The sequence below is a fragment of the Solitalea longa genome (assembly GCF_002920915.1).
GTDB lineage: Bacteria > Bacteroidota > Bacteroidia > Sphingobacteriales > Sphingobacteriaceae > Solitalea > Solitalea longa.
In genome coordinates this window covers 205,286-225,343 of sequence record NZ_PQVF01000008.1, presented here as the reverse complement: position 1 = coordinate 225,343, position 20,058 = coordinate 205,286, and the positions used below count along the sequence as shown (strand labels likewise).

General features: G+C 38.3%; 18 protein-coding genes. 15 read left to right on the top strand and 3 right to left on the bottom strand.

The window, feature by feature from the left end:
- Nucleotides 1-34 precede the first annotated feature (34 nt).
- Nucleotides 35-1,171 (top strand): cysteine desulfurase family protein, encoded by a 1,137-nt coding sequence (locus tag C3K47_RS12975; RefSeq protein WP_103789568.1) that lies wholly within the window; start codon nucleotides 35-37, stop codon nucleotides 1,169-1,171.
- 143 nt (nucleotides 1,172-1,314) lie between these two features.
- Here the strand turns inward: C3K47_RS12975 and C3K47_RS12970 are convergent, their stop codons facing one another.
- Nucleotides 1,315-3,036 (bottom strand): BamA/TamA family outer membrane protein, encoded by a 1,722-nt coding sequence (locus tag C3K47_RS12970; RefSeq protein ID WP_103789567.1) that lies wholly within the window; start codon nucleotides 3,034-3,036, stop codon nucleotides 1,315-1,317.
- Between the two features lie 295 nt (nucleotides 3,037-3,331).
- On the opposite strand from C3K47_RS12970, the gene C3K47_RS12965 reads away from it, so the two are divergent.
- The 6 genes from C3K47_RS12965 (at nucleotide 3,332) to C3K47_RS12940 (ending at nucleotide 5,856) form a co-directional block, all read left to right on the top strand.
- Nucleotides 3,332-3,898: a helix-turn-helix domain-containing protein gene (locus C3K47_RS12965; RefSeq protein ID WP_165784699.1), complete on the top strand. Its 567-nt coding sequence runs from the start codon at nucleotides 3,332-3,334 to the stop codon at nucleotides 3,896-3,898.
- A gap of 97 nt (nucleotides 3,899-3,995) precedes the next feature.
- Entirely contained in the window at nucleotides 3,996-4,208 is a 213-nt protein-coding gene (locus C3K47_RS12960; protein ID WP_103789565.1) for a general stress protein CsbD, read from the top strand.
- 128 nt (nucleotides 4,209-4,336) lie between these two features.
- Nucleotides 4,337-4,750 (top strand): hypothetical protein, encoded by a 414-nt coding sequence (locus C3K47_RS12955; RefSeq protein WP_103789564.1) that lies wholly within the window; start codon nucleotides 4,337-4,339, stop codon nucleotides 4,748-4,750.
- Between the two features lie 84 nt (nucleotides 4,751-4,834).
- Nucleotides 4,835-4,990 carry a lmo0937 family membrane protein gene (locus tag C3K47_RS12950; protein WP_103789563.1) on the top strand — a complete coding sequence of 52 codons (156 nt, stop codon included), beginning with the start codon at nucleotides 4,835-4,837 and terminating at the stop codon, nucleotides 4,988-4,990.
- 96 nt (nucleotides 4,991-5,086) lie between these two features.
- Complete coding sequence (locus C3K47_RS12945) at nucleotides 5,087-5,599, top strand: DUF1003 domain-containing protein (protein ID WP_243392549.1); 513 nt, start codon at nucleotides 5,087-5,089, stop codon at nucleotides 5,597-5,599.
- Nucleotides 5,600-5,619: 20 nt separating this feature from the next.
- Entirely contained in the window at nucleotides 5,620-5,856 is a 237-nt protein-coding gene (locus C3K47_RS12940) for a hypothetical protein (RefSeq protein ID WP_103789561.1), read from the top strand.
- Between the two features lie 171 nt (nucleotides 5,857-6,027).
- On the opposite strand, the gene accD is transcribed toward C3K47_RS12940, so the two are convergent.
- On the bottom strand, nucleotides 6,028-6,876 hold the full coding sequence (gene accD / locus C3K47_RS12935; protein WP_103789560.1) for an acetyl-CoA carboxylase, carboxyltransferase subunit beta: 849 nt from the start codon (nucleotides 6,874-6,876) through the stop codon (nucleotides 6,028-6,030).
- A gap of 266 nt (nucleotides 6,877-7,142) precedes the next feature.
- Between accD and fbaA the strand changes: the two genes are divergently transcribed.
- The 8 genes from fbaA to C3K47_RS12895 all read left to right on the top strand — a co-directional run bounded on the left by fbaA (nucleotide 7,143) and on the right by C3K47_RS12895 (nucleotide 18,890).
- A complete protein-coding gene (fbaA, locus tag C3K47_RS12930) occupies nucleotides 7,143-8,234 on the top strand; it encodes a class II fructose-bisphosphate aldolase (protein ID WP_103789559.1) in 1,092 nt (363 codons plus the stop codon).
- Between the two features lie 199 nt (nucleotides 8,235-8,433).
- Nucleotides 8,434-10,287 carry a glycoside hydrolase family 13 protein gene (locus C3K47_RS12925; RefSeq protein WP_103789558.1) on the top strand — a complete coding sequence of 618 codons (1,854 nt, stop codon included), beginning with the start codon at nucleotides 8,434-8,436 and terminating at the stop codon, nucleotides 10,285-10,287.
- Between the two features lie 77 nt (nucleotides 10,288-10,364).
- Nucleotides 10,365-11,033, top strand: a complete 669-nt coding sequence (pgmB, locus tag C3K47_RS12920; RefSeq protein WP_243392548.1) for a beta-phosphoglucomutase — start codon at nucleotides 10,365-10,367, stop codon at nucleotides 11,031-11,033.
- Nucleotides 11,034-11,116: 83 nt separating this feature from the next.
- Nucleotides 11,117-13,444, top strand: coding sequence for a glycoside hydrolase family 65 protein (locus C3K47_RS12915; RefSeq protein WP_103789556.1), 2,328 nt, complete (start codon nucleotides 11,117-11,119; stop codon nucleotides 13,442-13,444).
- Nucleotides 13,445-13,537: 93 nt separating this feature from the next.
- On the top strand, nucleotides 13,538-15,376 hold the full coding sequence (locus C3K47_RS12910) for an alpha-amylase family protein (protein WP_103789555.1): 1,839 nt from the start codon (nucleotides 13,538-13,540) through the stop codon (nucleotides 15,374-15,376).
- Nucleotides 15,377-15,511: 135 nt separating this feature from the next.
- Nucleotides 15,512-16,822 carry an MFS transporter gene (locus tag C3K47_RS12905; RefSeq protein ID WP_207765293.1) on the top strand — a complete coding sequence of 437 codons (1,311 nt, stop codon included), beginning with the start codon at nucleotides 15,512-15,514 and terminating at the stop codon, nucleotides 16,820-16,822.
- A gap of 215 nt (nucleotides 16,823-17,037) precedes the next feature.
- On the top strand, nucleotides 17,038-17,460 hold the full coding sequence (locus C3K47_RS12900; RefSeq protein ID WP_103789554.1) for a GNAT family N-acetyltransferase: 423 nt from the start codon (nucleotides 17,038-17,040) through the stop codon (nucleotides 17,458-17,460).
- Between the two features lie 17 nt (nucleotides 17,461-17,477).
- Nucleotides 17,478-18,890, top strand: a complete 1,413-nt coding sequence (locus tag C3K47_RS12895; RefSeq protein WP_103789553.1) for an alpha/beta hydrolase family protein — start codon at nucleotides 17,478-17,480, stop codon at nucleotides 18,888-18,890.
- 67 nt (nucleotides 18,891-18,957) lie between these two features.
- Here the strand turns inward: C3K47_RS12895 and C3K47_RS12890 are convergent, their stop codons facing one another.
- Nucleotides 18,958-20,013, bottom strand: coding sequence for a class I fructose-bisphosphate aldolase (locus tag C3K47_RS12890; RefSeq protein ID WP_103789552.1), 1,056 nt, complete (start codon nucleotides 20,011-20,013; stop codon nucleotides 18,958-18,960).
- Nucleotides 20,014-20,058 lie beyond the last annotated feature (45 nt).

Sequence of the window (20,058 nt, the reverse complement as noted above, 5' to 3'; positions counted from 1 at the left end):
TATTTAACCTAATTACCAATATAATAACCTAAAAATGAGAGTTTATTTAGACAATGCTGCTACCACTCCTATTGATAAGGAGGTATTAGCGGTGATGTTTAGCGTGATGGAGAAGCAATATGGGAATCCTTCTTCCATCCATGCACACGGTCGAGAGGTACGCTCAGTAGTCGAGCTGGCGCGTAAATCTGTTGCAAAATTGCTAAACGTTTCACCATCAGAAATTTTCTTCACTTCAGGAGGAACCGAGGCTGATAATACAGCTATCCGTTGTGGAATTCACGACAATGGAATTACCCATGCAATTACTTCCAAAATTGAGCACCATGCGGTGGGTCATACATTGACAGCCCTGGAGAAAAAAGGTGTTATTAAATTGAGTTATGTAAACGTTGATGAAAAAGGCAATGTTGATTATAACCACCTGGAAGAGCTATTGCAAAACAATGAACGTAGCTTTGTTTCATTAATGCATGCCAATAATGAAATAGGCACCTTGCTGGATGTTGAGCGTGTTGGTAATATTTGTGAAAAATATAACGCCTTGTTCCATTGTGATACTGTTCAAACCATGGGTCACTACGTTCACGATCTTAGCCATTTAAAAGTGCATTTCGTTGCTTGTGCAGCGCATAAATTACATGGTCCTAAAGGAATTGGTTTTCTGTATGTAAATCATAAGGTGAAAATTAAACCATTGATTTATGGTGGATCTCAGGAGCGCAACATGCGTGGCGGAACAGAAAACGTTTACGGTATTGCCGGCTTAGCCAAGGCTCTTGAAATTGCGTATCATGAAATGGATGAGCATGCAAGCTATGTTCAGGAATTGAAAACCTACATGAAGGAGCAGTTACTGGAAAACTTTGATGACATTGAGTTTAATGGCGAAACAGACCCTGAAAAGAGCTTATATACAGTTCTGAATGTATCTTTCCCTGAATCAGATATGGGCGATATGATGCTGTTCAACTTGGATATTAATGGAATTTCAGCTTCTGGAGGAAGTGCTTGTTCATCAGGTTCAAATATTGGCTCGCATGTATTAACTGGTATTGGAGCCAGTCCAAACAGACCTTCAGTTCGTTTTTCTTTTAGTAAAATGACAACTAAAGAAGAGATTGATTATACCGTTGAGAAACTTAAACAGATTGTTCCTGTAGCAGTATAATTTCAAAATAGAAGATTAGAAAACGGATAGGTGTTTCATCTATCCGTTTTTTTATTGAGTTTTTCATCCACTTGAATATTCTCTCTTGTTAGGTTTCTTAGTCACGAAAATGCTTCAGTATCCCTTGATTCGTTTCTTAAGTTTTATTCAAAGCTGATAAATTCAGGGCGCTGGATGGGGGTGGTTCGGAACCGTATATTGGGTATGCTTTTCAACGTAAGCCCAACTTTTTTCATATCCGAAGGCGCTCCCGGATAAAAATAAGCTCCTATTTCCAAGGTCCTGAATACAAGACTTTCGTTTTTGATACGTATTCCTGTTCCAAGTACAGAGTACAAACGATTACCAAATAAGAGTTCACCTTTGTCCCCAAGTTGTGCAACTTGGGCAACAGTGAAAAAATTAAACCTAAACCCTAAAAACCGAAACGGAGCATAGAAATCTGCTTCGCCACCAAGGGTAAGACGCTGATAACCTTGTAGCAACTCCGAATTATAACCAATGATGCCTCTTTCAGTGTTTAAGTTGATCGCCTTATTAAAGTGTGGGTTAATGCCAATTAGATAATTCAAACCGATTTGATAACGAAGCCTCCATGTGGTAAGCGTGTAAAGCTCGCTGTAATAAATATTATCGACGGCAAACACTATATCTTCAATTCCATTTTTAAAAAAACCGCCAAGGCCTATTCCTGTGACCATGAAATTGCCTTTGGTATAGATCTTAGAGCGTTCATATTGTGCTCCGGTGTAAATCCGTTTTCTATTGATCCATTTTTCCACACCTGCTGTTAGAGCCAAATTATACCCACTTGGAATATCTTCAATCCTGCCAAATTCAAATACATAACGGGTTTTAAAATACCTTTGCTGGAAAAGATTGTATTGGCCAATGATATACTGCCGGTTATTATAATTGGGATCTAGCCGGTAAATATCTTGGTGGGGTTGTCGGGTAAAATCAAGTATGCTATACCTTAATGATATTGCTTTGCGGGTACTATTTTCAAAACCTGTTTTAAGTAGTTTCTTCACATTAAATGCCCAGGCTCCCCAAACGTCAAAATATCTATAAGCGTAGTTGCGATAATAACCTGATGAACGGGAATAAACATCCATTGAATAGTTGTACGAAATAGTTAGTCCTCCTCCCCAGCGTACTGTCGGCTTATAGAGTTGTCTGTCCAGGTGGACAAAGAAGGAAGTTTCATAAACGCCGGTATCTATTGGTGCCGCATTGTTTATAGTGGTGTAGCCAATGGAAGCATCGACAAAAGACCCCCCAATATTGTATTTTACATAGGAAGCAGCTGTTCCTATCTTTGGTGAACGATTTTTGTCGAGACTTACAGCCAAGTCAATCCGCTGGCCTCCACCCAAAAAATTTACATTATAAAGTCTCAGATTGGAATGAGCAATGCTTGCCCCGAACTCAAAAGCATCCTGAGTAATGATTATTACATCAACGGAGTCTTTTGTATCTGTAAGAGGTTGTATATAGATTTCAGCCGTTTGGAGAAAAGGTAAATGACGAAGATAATAGGCATTATATGCCATCAGGTATGCACTCACCGTATCTTTCTTTTCACTGAAAAACAATCCCTCCCTGATAACGTTCGATTGGGTGTTTACATGCAAAAAATCCAGAAGATGCTGTAGTTTTTGAATGCTATTCCGTGACTGTTGGATATCGTCTGAGACACGGTTGAAAACGTTCACCTGCCCAATAATTATATTCCGGATAACCTTGCCCTGGTACCGCTTATAGGGTCTTTCACTAAGAACATTATATGGTGCGTCTTTCAATATTTTAAAGAGGGTGTCACCCGGGTTTTTATGCTTAAGAGAGTCGATTCGAAAGTTCATTTTCTTCCCTGACTCGGAGCCAATTAGATTATCACAAAAAGAAAAATTGTCATCCCTTGGTGTATCATAAATGGCAGAGGATAAGAGAGAAAATGGGTGAATGGACAGGTATGCAAAAAAAGCGAGCCACACAATCGACATTTTCCTATTGCTCTTTAGCTTCATAACATATAGATATACGCAAATAGCTCTCCATTTACAGTATATTCTGTTACATAGGTTAATCTTATCAGCCTTATTGTTTTTGTACATTTATAGGATGCTCTCAAGACATGTATTATAAACAAAAGCTGCCATGAAGCTCTTTATCAAAAACATGGTTTGTATTCGCTGTAAAATGGCATTGAAGTCCGAATTGGAAAAGCTGGGCTTACAATACACCCAGCTCCAGCTTGGGGAGGTGGAGATAAAAGGGAGCATTTCAGAGGATCAATTAAAACTGCTTGATAAAGGATTGAGAAAATATGAGCTGGAGCTAATGGATGATAAAAGGAGTATGCTTATTGAAAAGATCAAAAGTGCAATAATTGAATTAGTACATTATACAGATGATCAATTGAAAGTAAATCTATCTGACTATCTCAGTGAAAAACTCGATTACGACTATACTTATCTCGCTAACCTATTCTCAGAAGTTCAAGGTATCACAATTGAAAAGTTTTTTATCTCTCAACGTATAGAAAAGGTAAAAGAACTACTGGTGTATGACGAACTCAGTTTAACGGAAATTTCGTACAAGTTGCATTTTAGCAGCGTTGCACATCTTTCTAATCAATTTAAAAGAATCACCGGATTAACCCCTTCCTATTTTAAACAATTAAAACATAAAAGAAAAGGTATAGTTGACATTGATAATGTGTGAATTATGTAACTATTAGCTTTAGTTATGTAACATTCTTCGCGGTTTATATGGGTACATTTATGTTGTAATTGTTAAACCACCCACTTAAATTAAAATCATGGGAACAACACCATCATCATCAAGACCAACAGGAACATTCGGACAGCAAAAGTGGAGCGAACAGAAAGTTAAGCTTATTGCGAAATATCCTGTACTTACAGAAGCCGATGTGCATTATGAACAAGGTAATAGAGAAGACATGATGCGAAAAATTGAAACCAAATTGGGTAAAACCAAACAAGAATTGGATTTAATTATTCAAAAATTGTAAGTATTGCAATAATGGGTCAATGCCTTTTGGCTCATTGTTTTTTAAACTATTTCTTAAATGCTAAGAAGGTATGGTAAGGGCCTAAGTAATAGTTAAATAAATGTTTTAAACAATTTTATTTAAATAGTATGAAAAAGTTAATACCATCCTTAATTATAACAGGTTTTATAACAGGATTTAGTATGATGGCCTACAGTCAAGTGGGCGCCCAGGAAATAGTTGAGCCACAAAATGTTAAAGTAGTAACAAATACAGATTCTTTAGCAAGCTACACTCAATTTAGGGCAGACGCTCAACAGAAGATTATAAATAACGATAAAGACATCGCTGCTTTAAAAGCAAAAATGATAAAGGGCAACGCTAAGGCAGATAACAGATATCATAAAAAAATAGTAGTTCTGGAAAATAAAAATGACGATTTACGGAAACGGATAGCCAATTACAATTATAATGAAAAGGATTGGCCACAATTTAAACAAGAGTTTAATCACGACATGTTTGAGTTAGGTAAAGCGTTTAAAGGATTTACTTCTAAGAAGTAAGTACAACTTAAGGTTCACTTTTAACTAGTGAACCTTTTAATGCGTTTAGAATAGATCGGACAGTGCCCCTAAAATTTTAAAATTATGGGAAATTTATTGTATATAATAGCTGTACTGCTGGTTGTAGTATGGCTAATTGGTTTTGTCGGTTTTCATGCCGGAGGCCTCATTCACCTACTGTTAGTAATCGCCTTCGTGGTAGTAGTTATAAGATTGACTCAGGGTAGGAGGGTTATTTAAGGATGAATGAATTAGGTAAGAAGGATTAATTAGTATTGTATTATGAATGTTTTGGCTAAAAACGGGATCGGGAAATCCAGTGCGGAAAATGATCAAATGAAGAAGCTGCATCAGTTAGTAATCGATGCTATCAAAGAAGAAAAATTGATTATTGATAAACTCCAGCACCCTCCGGAAGAACTCTTTACTAAAGGGCAAAAACTTTCTGATAAAGTAGCGCAGTTTGGTGGAAGCTGGAAGTTTATTATCCTCTTTATGGTAATTCTTACCGTTTGGATCTTTTATAATGTTTCAATGGGAGGCAAGGAGAAGTTTGATCCTTATCCATTTATATTGATGAACCTAATCCTTTCCTGCATTGCGGCTTTACAGGCTCCAATTATAATGATGAGCCAAAATAGGCAGGAAGATAAAGACCGGAAAAGAGCAGAAGATGATTATCTGATTAATCTTAAAGCTGAAATTGAAATTCGAAATCTTCATCAAAAAATCAATCTTTTAATGGAAGAACAGATTGATAAACTGATGAAAACGCAGGAAATGCAGATTAAATTGCTTCAGCAGCTCTTGAAAAAAGACAATCAGGAGCAACTTAAAAAGATAACCTGAAAATTAAACTAAAGAAAATTATGAATACGATCGGTATAAATAAAAGTTTAATGCAGGATATTATATTAGTATCCGTTGAAATGGAAGAACTTTGTCCGGAGATATATTTGTTTTTGGATGAAACACCTCAATTACGGAATGAAGTAACTGAAAAAACTCCCAGTACTGTTGCTCTGCAAGATTATTTAGAAACATTAAAATGTCAATTATTGAAATATTTAATTGTTTGCCGACCGATTATTGCTTCTGTTGAATAAGTCTATTGTGATTTCATAAACAATGGATGAAGATTAATCTTCATCCATTGTTCATTTATAAATATCTTCAGTATCCTCTATTTGTCCTGTAAGTATAATAATCACCTACCCTTAAAACAAAAAACGGATAAAACACCGCTTTATCCGTTATAAAATCATTTTAATTAATTGTTAATTATTGCTTACAATACGCAAAAACGAAGCGATTTTAGCTTTCATTTCACGACGATCAACAATAAAGTCAAGGAAACCGTGCTCCTTTACAAATTCAGCACTTTGGAATCCTTTAGGAAGATCTTTTTTTATGGTTTCTTTAATTACACGTGGTCCAGCAAAGCCAATCATAGCGCCAGGCTCCGATATGTTGATATCGCCAAGCATTGCATAAGAAGCCGTTACTCCACCCGTGGTAGGATCTGTCAATAATGAAACATATGGGATTTTAGCCTCAGCAAGTAAAGCCAATTTTGCCGATGTTTTGGCCATTTGCATTAATGAGAATGCAGCCTCCATCATACGCGCTCCACCTGATTTGGAGATCATCAGGAATGGAATTTTATTCTTTAACGAATAATCAATTGAACGGGCAATTTTCTCCCCTACAACTGATCCCATAGACCCCCCTATAAATTCGAAATCCATACAGGCAATAACCAGGTCTTGTCCTTCAATTTTTCCAACTCCGGCACGAATAGCGTCTTTTAAACCTGTTTTGGCCATTGTCTCTATAATACGATCCGTATATTTTTTACTGTCTACAAAGTGCAGCGGATCTCCTGAAGTTAAATTTGAAAAAAGTTCGGTAAACTCATTATTGTCAAATAGTACTTCAAAATATTGTTTAGAGCCAATTCTGATATGGTAACCACAGTGGTGGCAAACGTATTTGTTTTCTACCTGTTCAGAATTATGTAATACCTTTTTGCATGAAGGACATTTATTCCAAAGCCCGTCAGGAGTTTCCTTCTTCTCTTCGGTTTTGGTGGTAATTCCTTCGCTTTTGCGTTTAAACCAACTCATAGTTTCTTTATGGAATGTGTTTACTTTAAAGTTTTACTAATTTTCATGTTTTTTTAGTTTAGGTTAATCATGAAAACTGCCTTTATTAAAAAGGGCTGCAAAATAGTAAAAATCTGTAACTCGACATTCATTAGCGTCAAAATTAATCAGTATTCCAAAGGTTGGGTGTCGTAAAACCAATGTCATAATATCAAAAAAGCGCTTGTAAAATGGTTTTAATCACTATCTTTAGCCTCTCAATTTAATCCTCATTAAAATTAATCTCTATGTCAGACCACACTCAAACAGCCATTTCAAAAGGCGTTTTGCACGGTGATGCAGTGCAGGAATTATTCGAATTAGCAAAACAACACAAGTTTGCTTTGCCGGCTGTAAACACCATTGGTACTAACACTATAAACGGAGTGATGGAAGCAGCGGCCGCTGTAAATTCTCCAGTTATTATTCAGCTATCAAATGGCGGCGCCCAATTTTACGCGGGTAAGTCATTGAACAACGATAACCTGAAGGCTTGCGTAGCGGGAGCAGTTTCTGCAGCACAACATGTGCATTTATTAGCTGAAATGTATGGTGTTTCTGTTATTTTACATACAGATCACGCTGCTAAAAAACTATTACCATGGATTGATGGAATGCTTGATGCAGGTGAGAAATTCTATGCTCAACATGGTAAACCATTATTCTCTTCTCACATGATCGACCTTTCTGAGGAGCCATTACATGAGAATATCGAAATTTGTAAAACTTACCTTGAGCGAATGAGCAAAATGGGTATGACTTTAGAAATTGAATTAGGTGTTACCGGTGGAGAAGAAGATGGTGTTGACAATTCGGACGTTGACAGCTCAAAATTATATACTCAGCCGGAAGAGGTTGATTATGCCTATACTGAGTTAAGCAAAATCAGTCATCGTTTTACCATTGCAGCAGCATTTGGTAACGTTCACGGTGTTTACAAACCAGGAAACGTTAAACTTTCCCCAGTGATCTTGAAAAATTCACAAGATTTTATCAAAGCAAAACATAATTTAACAGCTGAAAAACCGGTAAACTTTGTTTTCCATGGTGGTTCAGGTTCATCGCAAGAAGAAATTCGTGAGGCTATTTCATACGGCGCCATTAAAATGAATATCGATACCGATTTACAATGGGCTTATTGGGAAGGCATATTAGGGTTCTACAACGATAAAAAAGATTATTTACAAGGACAGATCGGTAACCCAACAGGTGAAGATGCTCCTAACAAAAAATATTATGACCCTCGTGTTTGGTTGCGTAAAGGCGAAGAGACTTTCGTTAAACGTTTAATCCAGGCATTTGAAGACCTGAACGCAAAAGACGTACACGGTCGCGTTTAATAATAGAATTCAAACTTTGGTTTAAAGGCTTTCCGCAAAACGGAAGGCCTTTTTTGTTGGGTTAAAAAACGGAACTCACAATGGTTTAGCCTTTTAATTATGTATTTTTAATAATTACTCTACTAAAAAAATAAAAATGGTATGCCGATTAAATTATATTTTTATATTAGCGCACTTAATAACTTTATAACAGCCAGTAATGAAGTATTTCTTTAAATTGCTCCTTTGCCTATGGGCTGGGGCGACCTTTAATGCGTATGCCCAAGCGCCAGCATTAAAGCGGGTTGATCCTGCTTTCTGGTGGGCAGGCATGAAAAATGCCAACCTGCAAGTGTTGCTTTATGGTGACAACATTGCCTCAGCAACTATTTCTGCAAAGTATCCCGGATTAATTCTTAAAAAAGTGAACAAGGTTGAAAATCCAAACTATTTGTTTGTTGATTTCGACATTGCCTCCGCCAAGCCAGGTAAATTTGATATTGTATTAGCTTTTGCCAACGGAGGTAAAACCACTTATTCGTACGAACTGAAGCAACGCAGTTCAGAGAATAAAAAATTGATGGGGGTAACTAATAAGGACCTTATTTACCTTATTATGCCTGATCGTTTTTCTAACGGTGATACCGGGAATGATAAAGTAGCAGGCCTGCGCGATCAGTCATTAAGCCGCGATTCATTGTACACCCGCCATGGTGGCGATATAAAAGGAGTGATCAATCATCTTGATTATCTGAAAGATCTAGGTGTAACAGCCATATGGATGACACCTGAGGTTGAAAATGATATGAAAAATGCTTCTTATCACGGATATGCAGCCACCGATTTCTACAAAATTGACCCTCGCTACGGTACTAATGAATTATATAAAACGTATGTAAATGAGTGCCATGCCAGAGGCCTGAAGGTAATTAAAGATGTGGTTCCTAATCACTGCGGCAGTGAGGCTTGGTTCATGAATGATTTGCCTTTCAAAGATTGGGTGCACCAATGGCCAAAATATCAGCAGACAACTTATAAAGACCAACCGGCAATGGACCCTTACCGTAATGATAAGGACTGGAAATTACAAGTTGATGGATGGTTTGTTCCTTCAATGCCTGATTTGAACGAAGGTAATCCTTATGTAGCCGCTTATCTTACCCAAAACTATATTTGGTGGATCGAATATGCCGGTTTGGATGGCTTCCGTATAGATACTTTCCCTTATAACGATCTTCAGTTTATGGCTAACTGGATGGATGCCGTTCATAAAGAATATCCACAGTTCAGCATCTTTGGTGAAACTTTAGTTAATTCGGTGGTAAGTCAGGCTTTTTATACCGCCGGAGCTACTATTAATCAAAAGTTTGACACAAAGCTTCAGGGAGTTACTGATGTAGCTGTTAAAGAAGGAATTTATGAAACGCTAAATGGCCATTTCGGCTGGATGAGCGGAGCCAGTAAATTGTACGACGTTTTATCCCAGGATTTTATTTATAAAGACCCTTCCAAAAATGTCATTTTCATGGATAATCATGATATGAGCCGCTATTTTTCGATGGTGGGTCAAAATTTTGATAAGTACAAGTCGGGATTATCTATTCTATTAACCACTCGCGGTATTCCACAAGTTTATTATGGTGTTGAAGTGTTAATGAAGAACTACTCTAATCCGGATGGATGGGTACGTGAAGATTTTCCAGGTGGCTGGCAAGGAGATAAGCAGAATAAGTTTGCTGCCGAAGGACGCACAGGACTGGAAAATGAGGCTCACACCTTTTTTAAAACATTAGCAAATTACCGTAAAAATAGTGATGCGCTGCAAAACGGAAAGCTTATGCAATATGTACCTGAGAATGGTATTTATGTATACTTCCGTTACACCGCTAATCAAACGGTAATGGTGGTGGTTAATACAAATGATACCCCTCAAATACTAGAAACAGCTCGCTTTACAGATCGCGTTTCAGGGTTTTCAAAAGCTAAAAATGTACTCAGCGGCGAATCGTTAAATCAATTAGATAAAATAAAGCTTCCGGCAACAACTACCCTTGTTCTGGAATTAGGAAAATAAAATTAGTTAATGGATGATGATTCCTGGACAATAACGATTGGAAAGGAAATGGTCTGGCGAATCATCATCAGGAAACTATGGATTTAGAAGAAGTTATGAAAGAATTAAAAGCCTGCATTTTTGACCTAGACGGAGTGATTGTAGATACAGCAGTGCATCACTATAAAGCTTGGAAGCGCTTAGCCAATTCATTAGGTTTTGATTTTACTGAAGAGCAGAATGAACAGTTGAAAGGTGTAAGTCGTGTTCGTTCGTTAGAGATTATTTTAGCTATTGGCAATCACGCTGCAACAGCAGGCGAGCAGGAAAAAATGGCTGCTCAAAAGAATGACTGGTACTTGGAGTTAATTGGACAGATGACTCCGGAAGATATTTTACCGGGTGCAAAAGAATTTGTAGAAGCTTGTAAAGTCGAAGGCATTAAAACAGCTATTGGTTCAGCAAGTAAAAACACACTTACCATTTTATCTAAAATAGGCTTGGATAAGCACTTTGACGCCATTGTTGATGGAAATAAAGTAACCAAAGCTAAACCAGATCCTGAAGTTTTTTTAAATGCAGCAAAGGAATTAAATGTAGAGGCTTCGGCCTGTGTGGTATTTGAAGATGCCATTGCAGGAGTTGAAGCTGCTAATAATGCCGGAATGCGTTGCGTAGGTATTGGACAGCCAGCAGTACTTACGCAGGCCAATGCAGTAGTTCCGTCGTTAGCCTCAATTACATTAAATGAAGTAAAATATTTATAAACAGCCAGTTAAGAATGAGTAAATCAGTAAATTAGGTAGGTAAAACTTATCTGAATTACTGATTGCTCTCAAATAAAAGTATCATGAAACAGTATCTTGAAATTAACGAGTGGAGCATTGTTGAAGAAGGCTTCCATCGTGAACACAATAAGATTTCAGAAAGTGTGTTCAGTTTAGGGAATGGTCGTTTTGGTCAACGAGCTAATTTCGAAGAGGATTTTACCGGCGAAACCATGCAGGGGAACTATGTTGCTGGTGTATATTATCCTGACAAAACCCGTGTGGGATGGTGGAAAAACGGTTATCCGGAGTATTTTGCCAAAGTATTGAATGCTACTAACTGGGTTGGAATTAAAGTTGAAGTTGAAGGGGAAAACTTTGATCTTGAGCATTGTGAAGTAAAAGAGTTTACACGTGAGCTGAACATGCGCGAAGGCTACTTACTGCGCAGCTTTGTTGCTAAGCTCAAAAATGGAAAAGAAATAAAGGTTATAGCACAGCGTTTTTGCAGTATTGTAAACGATGATTTGGGTGCCATCCGCTATTCAGTAACTCCTTTGAATTTTTCGGGCAGCATAAAGTTTACTCCTTATTTGGATGGAGATATAAAAAACCAGGATGCTAATTACGATGAAAAGTTTTGGGATGAAGTAAGTAAAACTGCTGATGCAGGATCTGCTTATATCACATTGAAAACCCGCAAAACAGGATTTGAAGTTTGTACCGGAATGCGTTTTTCTGTTTCTCAAAATGGTCAAACTATCAACTTCGAAAGCAAACCAATAGCCCGCGAAAAATTTGTGGCCAATGAAATCATCGTTCAGGCACAACAAGGTGAAGAAACTGTATTGTACAAGTACGCGGCAATAGTTTCTTCGTTGAATCATGCTCCTGCAGATTTGCTGGCAGCTTGTAAGAAAGGCCTTGATCTGGCCGAACGAAAAGGATATGAAACACTTCTTCAGGAACAGGCAGCAGCCTGGGCCACCAAATGGGAGGAATCAGATATTGTTATTGAAGGAGATGCCGCCGCTCAGCAGGCAATCCGCTTTAATATTTTTCAATTAAACCAAACTTATACCGGCGAAGACGAACGCTTAAATATTGGGCCAAAAGGTTTTACCGGTGAAAAATATGGAGGTAGTACCTATTGGGACACTGAAGCCTACTGTATTCCTTTTTACTTAGCCACTGCCGATCAAAAAGTAGCTAAAAACTTACTGCTTTATCGTCACAAACAACTCGACAGAGCCATTGAGAATGCCGGAAAACTCGGCTTTAAAGATGGTGCGGCTTTGTATCCAATGGTAACCATGAACGGTGAGGAATGCCATAATGAATGGGAGATCACCTTTGAAGAAATTCACCGCAATGGCGCAATTGCCTATGCTATTTATGATTATATCCGTTATACCGGTGATGAATCGTATTTGACTGAGGCAGGTGCAGAAGTGTTGGCAGGTATTGCACGTTTTTGGGCCCAACGGGTTAACTGGTCTGAAGACCGCCAAAAATATGTGATGTTAGGTGTTACCGGTCCAAATGAATACGAAAACAACGTAAACAATAACTGGTATACCAATTACATTGCTAGCTGGTGTTTGGAGTATGCTGCATATGCCTTGAATTATGTGAACGGACAAACTCCTGATAAATATGCTGCCTTGGTTTCAAAGATCAACTTTAAAACTACTGAGCTTGAAAAATGGGCGCATATTGTAGAAAATATGCACTATCCGGAAGATAAGAAGCTAGGCGTTTACCTGCAGCAAGACGGATACCTGGATAAAGAGCAGATTTTGGTAAAAGATTTACCGGCTGCTGATCGTCCTTTAAATCAAAAATGGTCATGGGACCGTATCCTTCGTTCGTGTTTCATTAAACAGGCTGATGTTTTACAAGGATTATTCTTCTTTGAAGATAAGTTTGATGTGGAAACCATTCGCCGCAATTTCGATTTTTATGAACCACGTACGGTGCACGAGTCATCACTTTCACCTTGTGTGCATGCGATTTTGGCAGCTAAACTAGGCGATGAAAAACGTGCTTATGAATTCTATTTACGCACTTCTCGTTTAGATTTAGATGATTACAATAATGATACGGAAGATGGTTGTCATACCACCAGTATGGCCGGTACCTGGATGTCGGTAGTGCAAGGGTTTGGTGGTATGCGTGTTCGTAATGGTCAGTTGCATTTCGCACCATTTATTCCTGGTAAATGGAATTCATTCTCATTTAAAGTTGGTTTTAGAGGAGCTTTGTTAAAAGTGAAAACGCACAGAAACGGAACATCAATTCAAAATCAAAGCAATAAACCAATTTCGTTGTTCGTGTATGAGCAGGAATATACAGTAGGAGCAAACAGCGAGGTAGAGATAAAAAAAGAAGACCTGGTATCTTCTAAATAAAAACTAACTGTTAGCAAACTGCGATTGTCATGGGTAAGGTGAAAGGTCGTTAACACGACCTTCACTACCACCCAAAATCTTATTGACCATACAATGAAGAAACAGCTTTGTGCCGGCGCTGCTATACTACTAATGTTTGGCGCTCATTTAACCTACGCTCAAACAATGAATTCAAAATCTTCATCACCTGATAATAAGTTGATCATTTATCAAATAATGACCCGATTATTTGGTAATAAAAATACAGCCAACAAAGTTTATGGCTCTATTGAAGAAAATGGAGTAGGTAAGCTTAACGATATCAGCGATAAGGCGTTATTGGAATTAAAGAAAATGGGAATTTCCCATGTTTGGTATACGGGAGTTATTGAACATGCCATCATGACCGATTACTCTAAATTCGGTATTAAACCTGACGATCCGGATGTTGTAAAAGGAAAGGCAGGCTCTCCGTATGCTATCAAAGATTATTATGATGTGAATCCTGATCTTGCCGTTAACGTAAATAAACGTATGCAGGAATTTGAAGCGTTAATCAAACGCTCTCATAAAGCGGGTTTAAAGGTTATCCTGGATTTTGTTCCCAATCACGTTGCCCGAACCTATCACTCAGATGCGAAGCCCGCAGGGGTTGTTGATTTGGGCGAGAAAGACGACCTCTCTAAAAGCTTCGACCCTAATAACAACTTTTACTATTTCCCTGGTCAGTCACTTGTTATTCCGGCCGGTTATAATCCCGGAGGGAATGATTATCGTAATTCCTTGAAAGACGGAAAGTTTGATGAGAAACCCGCAAAAGCAACCGGAAACGATGTTTTTTCACCCTCACCAAATGTCAACGACTGGTTTGAAACCATTAAACTGAATTACGGTGTGGATTACATGAATAACAGAACCACTCATTTTGATCCGATCCCAAATACCTGGAAACAGATGAAAGATATTTTATTGTTTTGGGCGGGTAAAGGTGTGGATGGCTTCAGATGTGATATGTGTGAAATGGTTCCTGTTGAATTTTGGAACTACGCCATTTCAGAGGTTAAAGCTGTTAAGCCTGAAATAAAATTCGTGGGTGAAGCCTATAATCCTAAAGTTTATGGCTTATACTTGGATAAGGGGAAATTCGACTACCTATATGATAAAGTTGGTTTATACGATACTTTAAAATACGTTATTCAGAATAAAACAAATGTTGAGGCTATTTCTCAGTCATTGAATAAGGATATTAAAGGGTATTCGGCTCATATGCTCAATTTTCTCGAAAACCATGATGAACAGCGTCTTGCAAGCAAAGACTTTGCTGGGGACGCCAAAAAAGGTATTCCGATGATGACCGTTTCGGCTACTGTTTCTGCAGGGCCTGTGATGGTGTATTTCGGTCAGGAAGTTGGCGAACCAGGCTTAGGAACAGAAGGCTTTGGAGGAGAGGATGGGCGTACCACTATTTTTGATTACTGGGGTGTACCTGAACATCAGAAATGGATGAATAAAGGCAAATTTGATGGTGGCGGATTATCAGCTGAACAGAAAAAGCTCCGTTCATTTTACAGCACTTTGTTAAACATTTGTGGAACAGAAAATGCCATTAAAACAGGTGCTTTTTACGAGTTGCAGTCGGAAAATGGGTATGGTAAAAGTGAAGGATTTAACCAATATTTAAACTATTCTTACTTGCGTTATACAGCCAATGAATGTTTGTTGGTAGTAAACACGTTTGATCAGGCAGTAGGTATGGATGCCCACATTAAGTTTGGAAAAGAAGTAGCAGGTTTACTGAAAATCAATCCTGAAAAGGATTACACGTTTACTGATTTATTAGGATCGGGATATAAAATAACGGTAAAAGGCGCTGATTTAGTGAGTACCGAAGCAGCGAAAGGCGTGCATGTTAAAATGCCTTTTATGAGTAGTATGGTTTTGAAAATGAATTAAAAAGATGTTCAGGAATACCTGATCATCAAATGCAATAATAATAACCAATTTATCATTTAACTGATTTAGCAGCTTATAACATAAAGGAGAGTAAATGTTGTAATTGCGAAGATCTTTCAACTTAAAAATGTAATTATGAGTGTAAAAGTATTAGTAGAAAAACCAAGATTAACCTTTTGGCAAATCTGGAACATGAGTTTTGGTTTTTTGGGAATTCAGTTTGGCTTTGCTTTACAAAATGCGAACGTCAGCCGTATTTTTGAAACACTGGGTGCCAAAGTTGATGACATTCCAATTCTTTGGATTTTTGCACCATTGGCCGGTTTGCTCGTACAGCCATTAATCGGTTATATGAGTGATAATACATGGGGAAGATTGGGCCGCAGAAAGCCTTATTTTTTGCTTGGTGCCATTTTATCCTCCTTCGCCTTATTTATAATGCCAAATTCCTCGGTTTTATGGATGGCTGCCGGCTGTTTATTGATCCTGGATGCTTCTATTAATATATCAATGGAGCCTTTCAGAGCATTGGTAGGAGATATGTTGCCTTCATCACAACGTACCGTTGGTTTTGCCATGCAAAGCTTTTTTATTGGCGTTGGTGCTGTAATAGCATCCGCCTTGCCGTATCTGCTCCATAATGTGTTTGGTATGTCAAATACTGCTGGTGTAGGCGAAATTCCTGAAACTGTTAAGTATTCATTTTACTTAGGCTCAATAGTTTTTCTTGCAGCAGTTTTATGGACGGTTGGGAATACGAAGGAGTATCCTCCTGAACAATTTGAAAGTTACGCGTCGCAAGAAATGGTTGAAGAAAAAGGATCATTTATTAAAGATGTTCTTTCAATGCCAAAAACCATGAAGCAGTTGGCAATTGTTCAATTCTTTACCTGGATTGGCCTGTTTGCTATGTGGATATACACTACATCTGCAGTTACCAGTTCAATTTATGGTACAACCGATACCACATCGGCTGCCTATAATGAAGGTGCTGATTGGGTTGGGGTTTGTTTTGCTGCTTATAATGGTTTTGCTGCAGTTATGGCTTTCTTGCTTCCTATGTTGGCCAAATCAATGAGTAGGAAACAAGTACATGCTATTTCATTGGTTGCTGGTGGTATTGGATTGATTTCGGTATTCTTTATCAAAGACCCTAAGCTTTTATTGGTTTCAATGTTAGGCGTGGGTCTTGCCTGGTCAAGTATCTTATCAATGCCATATGCAATTCTAGCGGGCTCTTTACCTGTTAAGAAAATGGGATTCTTCATGGGGGTTTTTAACTTCTTTATTGTAATTCCACAGATCATCAGTGCAGTGTTATTGGGATACCTTACTAAACATGTTTTCGGTGGTCATGCTATCTATACGTTAGTATTAGGAGGTGTTTTAATGATTCTGGCAGCTTTATTGGTTTTGCTGGTAGATGATGTAGATGAAGCTAAATAGTGGAATTTCCTAAGTTTATTGAATAATTGGTTGGAAGCCGTCACAAGTGACGGCTTTCTTTTTTTTGTGTTTTGGTAGAGTTCAATAAGGAGGCTGGATTATAAATTCAACATCTATAGCGTAAATTTTAAAATTGAAAGTTGTTAGTTATTACTTCGATTCTTTTTATGGTGTAACCTAAAGATAAAACTGTCCAATTTTTATATTTTTAAGCCATGATAACAGTAAAGCAAGCTCATTCACGAACCGATCTGGAAGAAGTTTTCAAGATAAGACGAAACGTTTTTGTTGAAGAACAAGGTGTGCCTGCTCATTTGGAGTATGATGAATATGATGATGAGGGAGCAACACATTATCTTGCCGATCTAGATGGTAAGCATGTAGGAGCCGCTCGTTGGATTACAACGGATGAAGGTTATAAATTACAGCGTTTTGCGGTTAATGCCGATGCAAGAGGATGCGGAGTTGGTTCGGCATTAGTGATTAAGGTTTTAGAAGACATCCCGAAAGATGGTAAGAAAATCTATTTACATGCTCAGGAATCAGCGGTCGGTTTATACCTTAAGCATAATTTCGAAACGGTAGGCGAAAGATTTGAAGAGGCAGGAATCGGACATTATAAAATGATTTTAAAATAGCTGCATCCAAAACCACTATGAAAAATATTTTTTTTGCGATCTTCTTTTTTGGAATAATTAATCAGCTATCGGCCCAAACCAACAATATTGCCGGCTCGTGGCATGGCGCGATCAATGTTGGCGTGCAATTACGGATTGACTTTCACATTACCACTGAAAACGGTTCATTAAAAGCCACGATGGATAGTCCTGATCAGAAAGTATTTGGGATTCCGGTGGATGAGATCATACTAACTGCAGATACCTTAAGGTTGAAAATCAACAGCATTGGTTTTTCTTATAAGGGCAAATATGACGATAGCAGACAAGCTATTGATGGAAAGTTCGCACAGGGAGGTTTAGTAAAAGAGCTTAATTTTACGCGCTCTGAAGTTGGTGCAGCGTCTGAAAAACATTTTTCACAAGAACCTTTACCACCTTTTACTTATTATACCGAAACCATAAGCTTTACGAATGCAAAGGATAAGGTAACCCTGGCCGGAACCTTTAGCCGTCCTCAAAAAGAAGGAAAATATCCTGTAGTGGTACTCATTTCTGGCTCCGGTCCACAAGATAGGGATGAAAATATAAGTAGTCATAAGCCTTTTCTTGTAATAGCAGATTATCTTACAAAGCAGGGTTTTGCTGTATTGCGATTTGACGATCGTGGTTTTGGTAAATCTACAGGCAGTTTTGCGAATTCTTCGCTATATAACTTTGCCGAGGATGTAAAAGCTGGTATAACCTATTTAAAAAGCCGAAATGATGTTGACGCCCAAAGAATAGGTTTAATTGGTCACAGTGAAGGAGGCTACATTGCACCTATGATCGCCGCCGAATCAAAAGAAATAGCTTTTATTGTACTGTTAGCGGGCCCGGGAGTGAAAGGGGAAGAAGTATTATCAACTCAAAGTCGCCAGATCTTAGAGGCGAACAATGTAGGGCAGGATCGAATTAATGCCGAGTTGCAAACCATTAAAAAGTGCTCAGCGGTTTTGGCCACATCAAAAGATTCACTAACAAAGGCCGCGGAATTAAAGCCGATTTTTGAACAGCATTGGACGAACGTTTCAGAAGAAGAGAAAAAGGCATTTCCGGAAGAGGAAGCCTTTGTTAGAAGCCGGATTCGGATTTGGTTATCGCCCTGGTTTTCGGCCTTCGTAAATTTCGACCCAAAAACGTATTTACAAAAAGTGAAATGCCCGGTTTTGGCTATGAATGGAACAAAAGATATCCAGGTTTATTACAAAGACAATTTGGAAGCGTTGAAAAATGCCCTTGATAAAGCAGGAAATAAACGCTGCACTTTTGCTGCAATGGAAGGCTTAAATCATTTGTTTCAAACAGCCAATAAGGGAACTGTTGATGAATATGGTATGTTAGAGGAAACCTTTTCGCCAAAGGCTTTGCGGTTATTAGGCGATTGGTTGAAGCAGGAAGTTGTGAAATGATAGTATTAGTGAATGATAGAATAGACCTTTTATTCAGTCATTCTATCATTCAATCATTCATTCATTTTTAAGCTATCGTAATTTCTTTATTCAAATAAACATCTTGCACCGCATTCAGTAGCTCAATTCCTTCTTTCATTGGCCGTTGGAAGGCTTTGCGACCCATAATCAATCCTTGGCCCGCTGCGCGTTTATTGATAATAGCGGTAGTTACAGCTTCAGCCATATCACTGGCACCTTTAGATTCTCCTCCTGAGTTGATTAAGCCGATCCTTCCAGAATAACAGTTTAAAACCTGGTAGCGGCATAAATCTATAGGGTGATCCGAGCTTAGCTCCGAATACATTTTGGGATTGCTTTTGGAGAAGTTAATGGCTGTAAATCCCCCATTATTTTCTGGGAGTTTTTGTTTGATGATATCAGCCTGAATGGTAACTCCTAAATGATTGGCCTGAGAGGTGATGTCGGCAGCTACATGATAATCGATACCCTCTTTTTTAAAAGCATTATTTCGTGCATAGCACCATAAAACGGTTGCCATACCCAGCTCATGAGCTCGTTCAAACGCTGCCGCAATTTCAATGATTTGCCTTGATGATTCTTCCGAACCGAAGTAAATGGTAGCTCCAACTGCTACAGCACCCATGTTCCAGGCATCTTCCACACTTCCAAATAAAATCTGATCGAATTTATTAGGGTAGGTTAGTAGTTCGTTATGGTTTATCTTAACCAGAAAAGGGATCTTATGTGCATATTTCCGTGAAACGGCAGCCAGCACTCCAAAAGTAGAAGCAACCGCGTTACAGCCACTCTCAATGGCTAGTTTTACAATATTCTCCGGGTCGAAATAGATAGGATTGGGGGCAAATGAAGCCCCTGCAGTATGTTCAATCCCCTGATCTACAGGCAAGATTGATAGGTATCCACTGTTAGCCAAACGTCCGTGCCCATAAAGGGTTTGTATACTTCTTAATACCTGATTCGAACGATTTGTTCCATTAAATAGTCGGTCAACAAAGTCGGGGCCTGGAAGATGAAGGGTTTCTTTAGCAATTTTAGGTTGATGATTTAATAGAAATTCGGCTTTCTCGCCTAAAAGGTCGTTGATTTTTGTGAGCGTCATGATGTTTATTGATTGATTGGTAGTTGAAATTAAATAAAAATCATT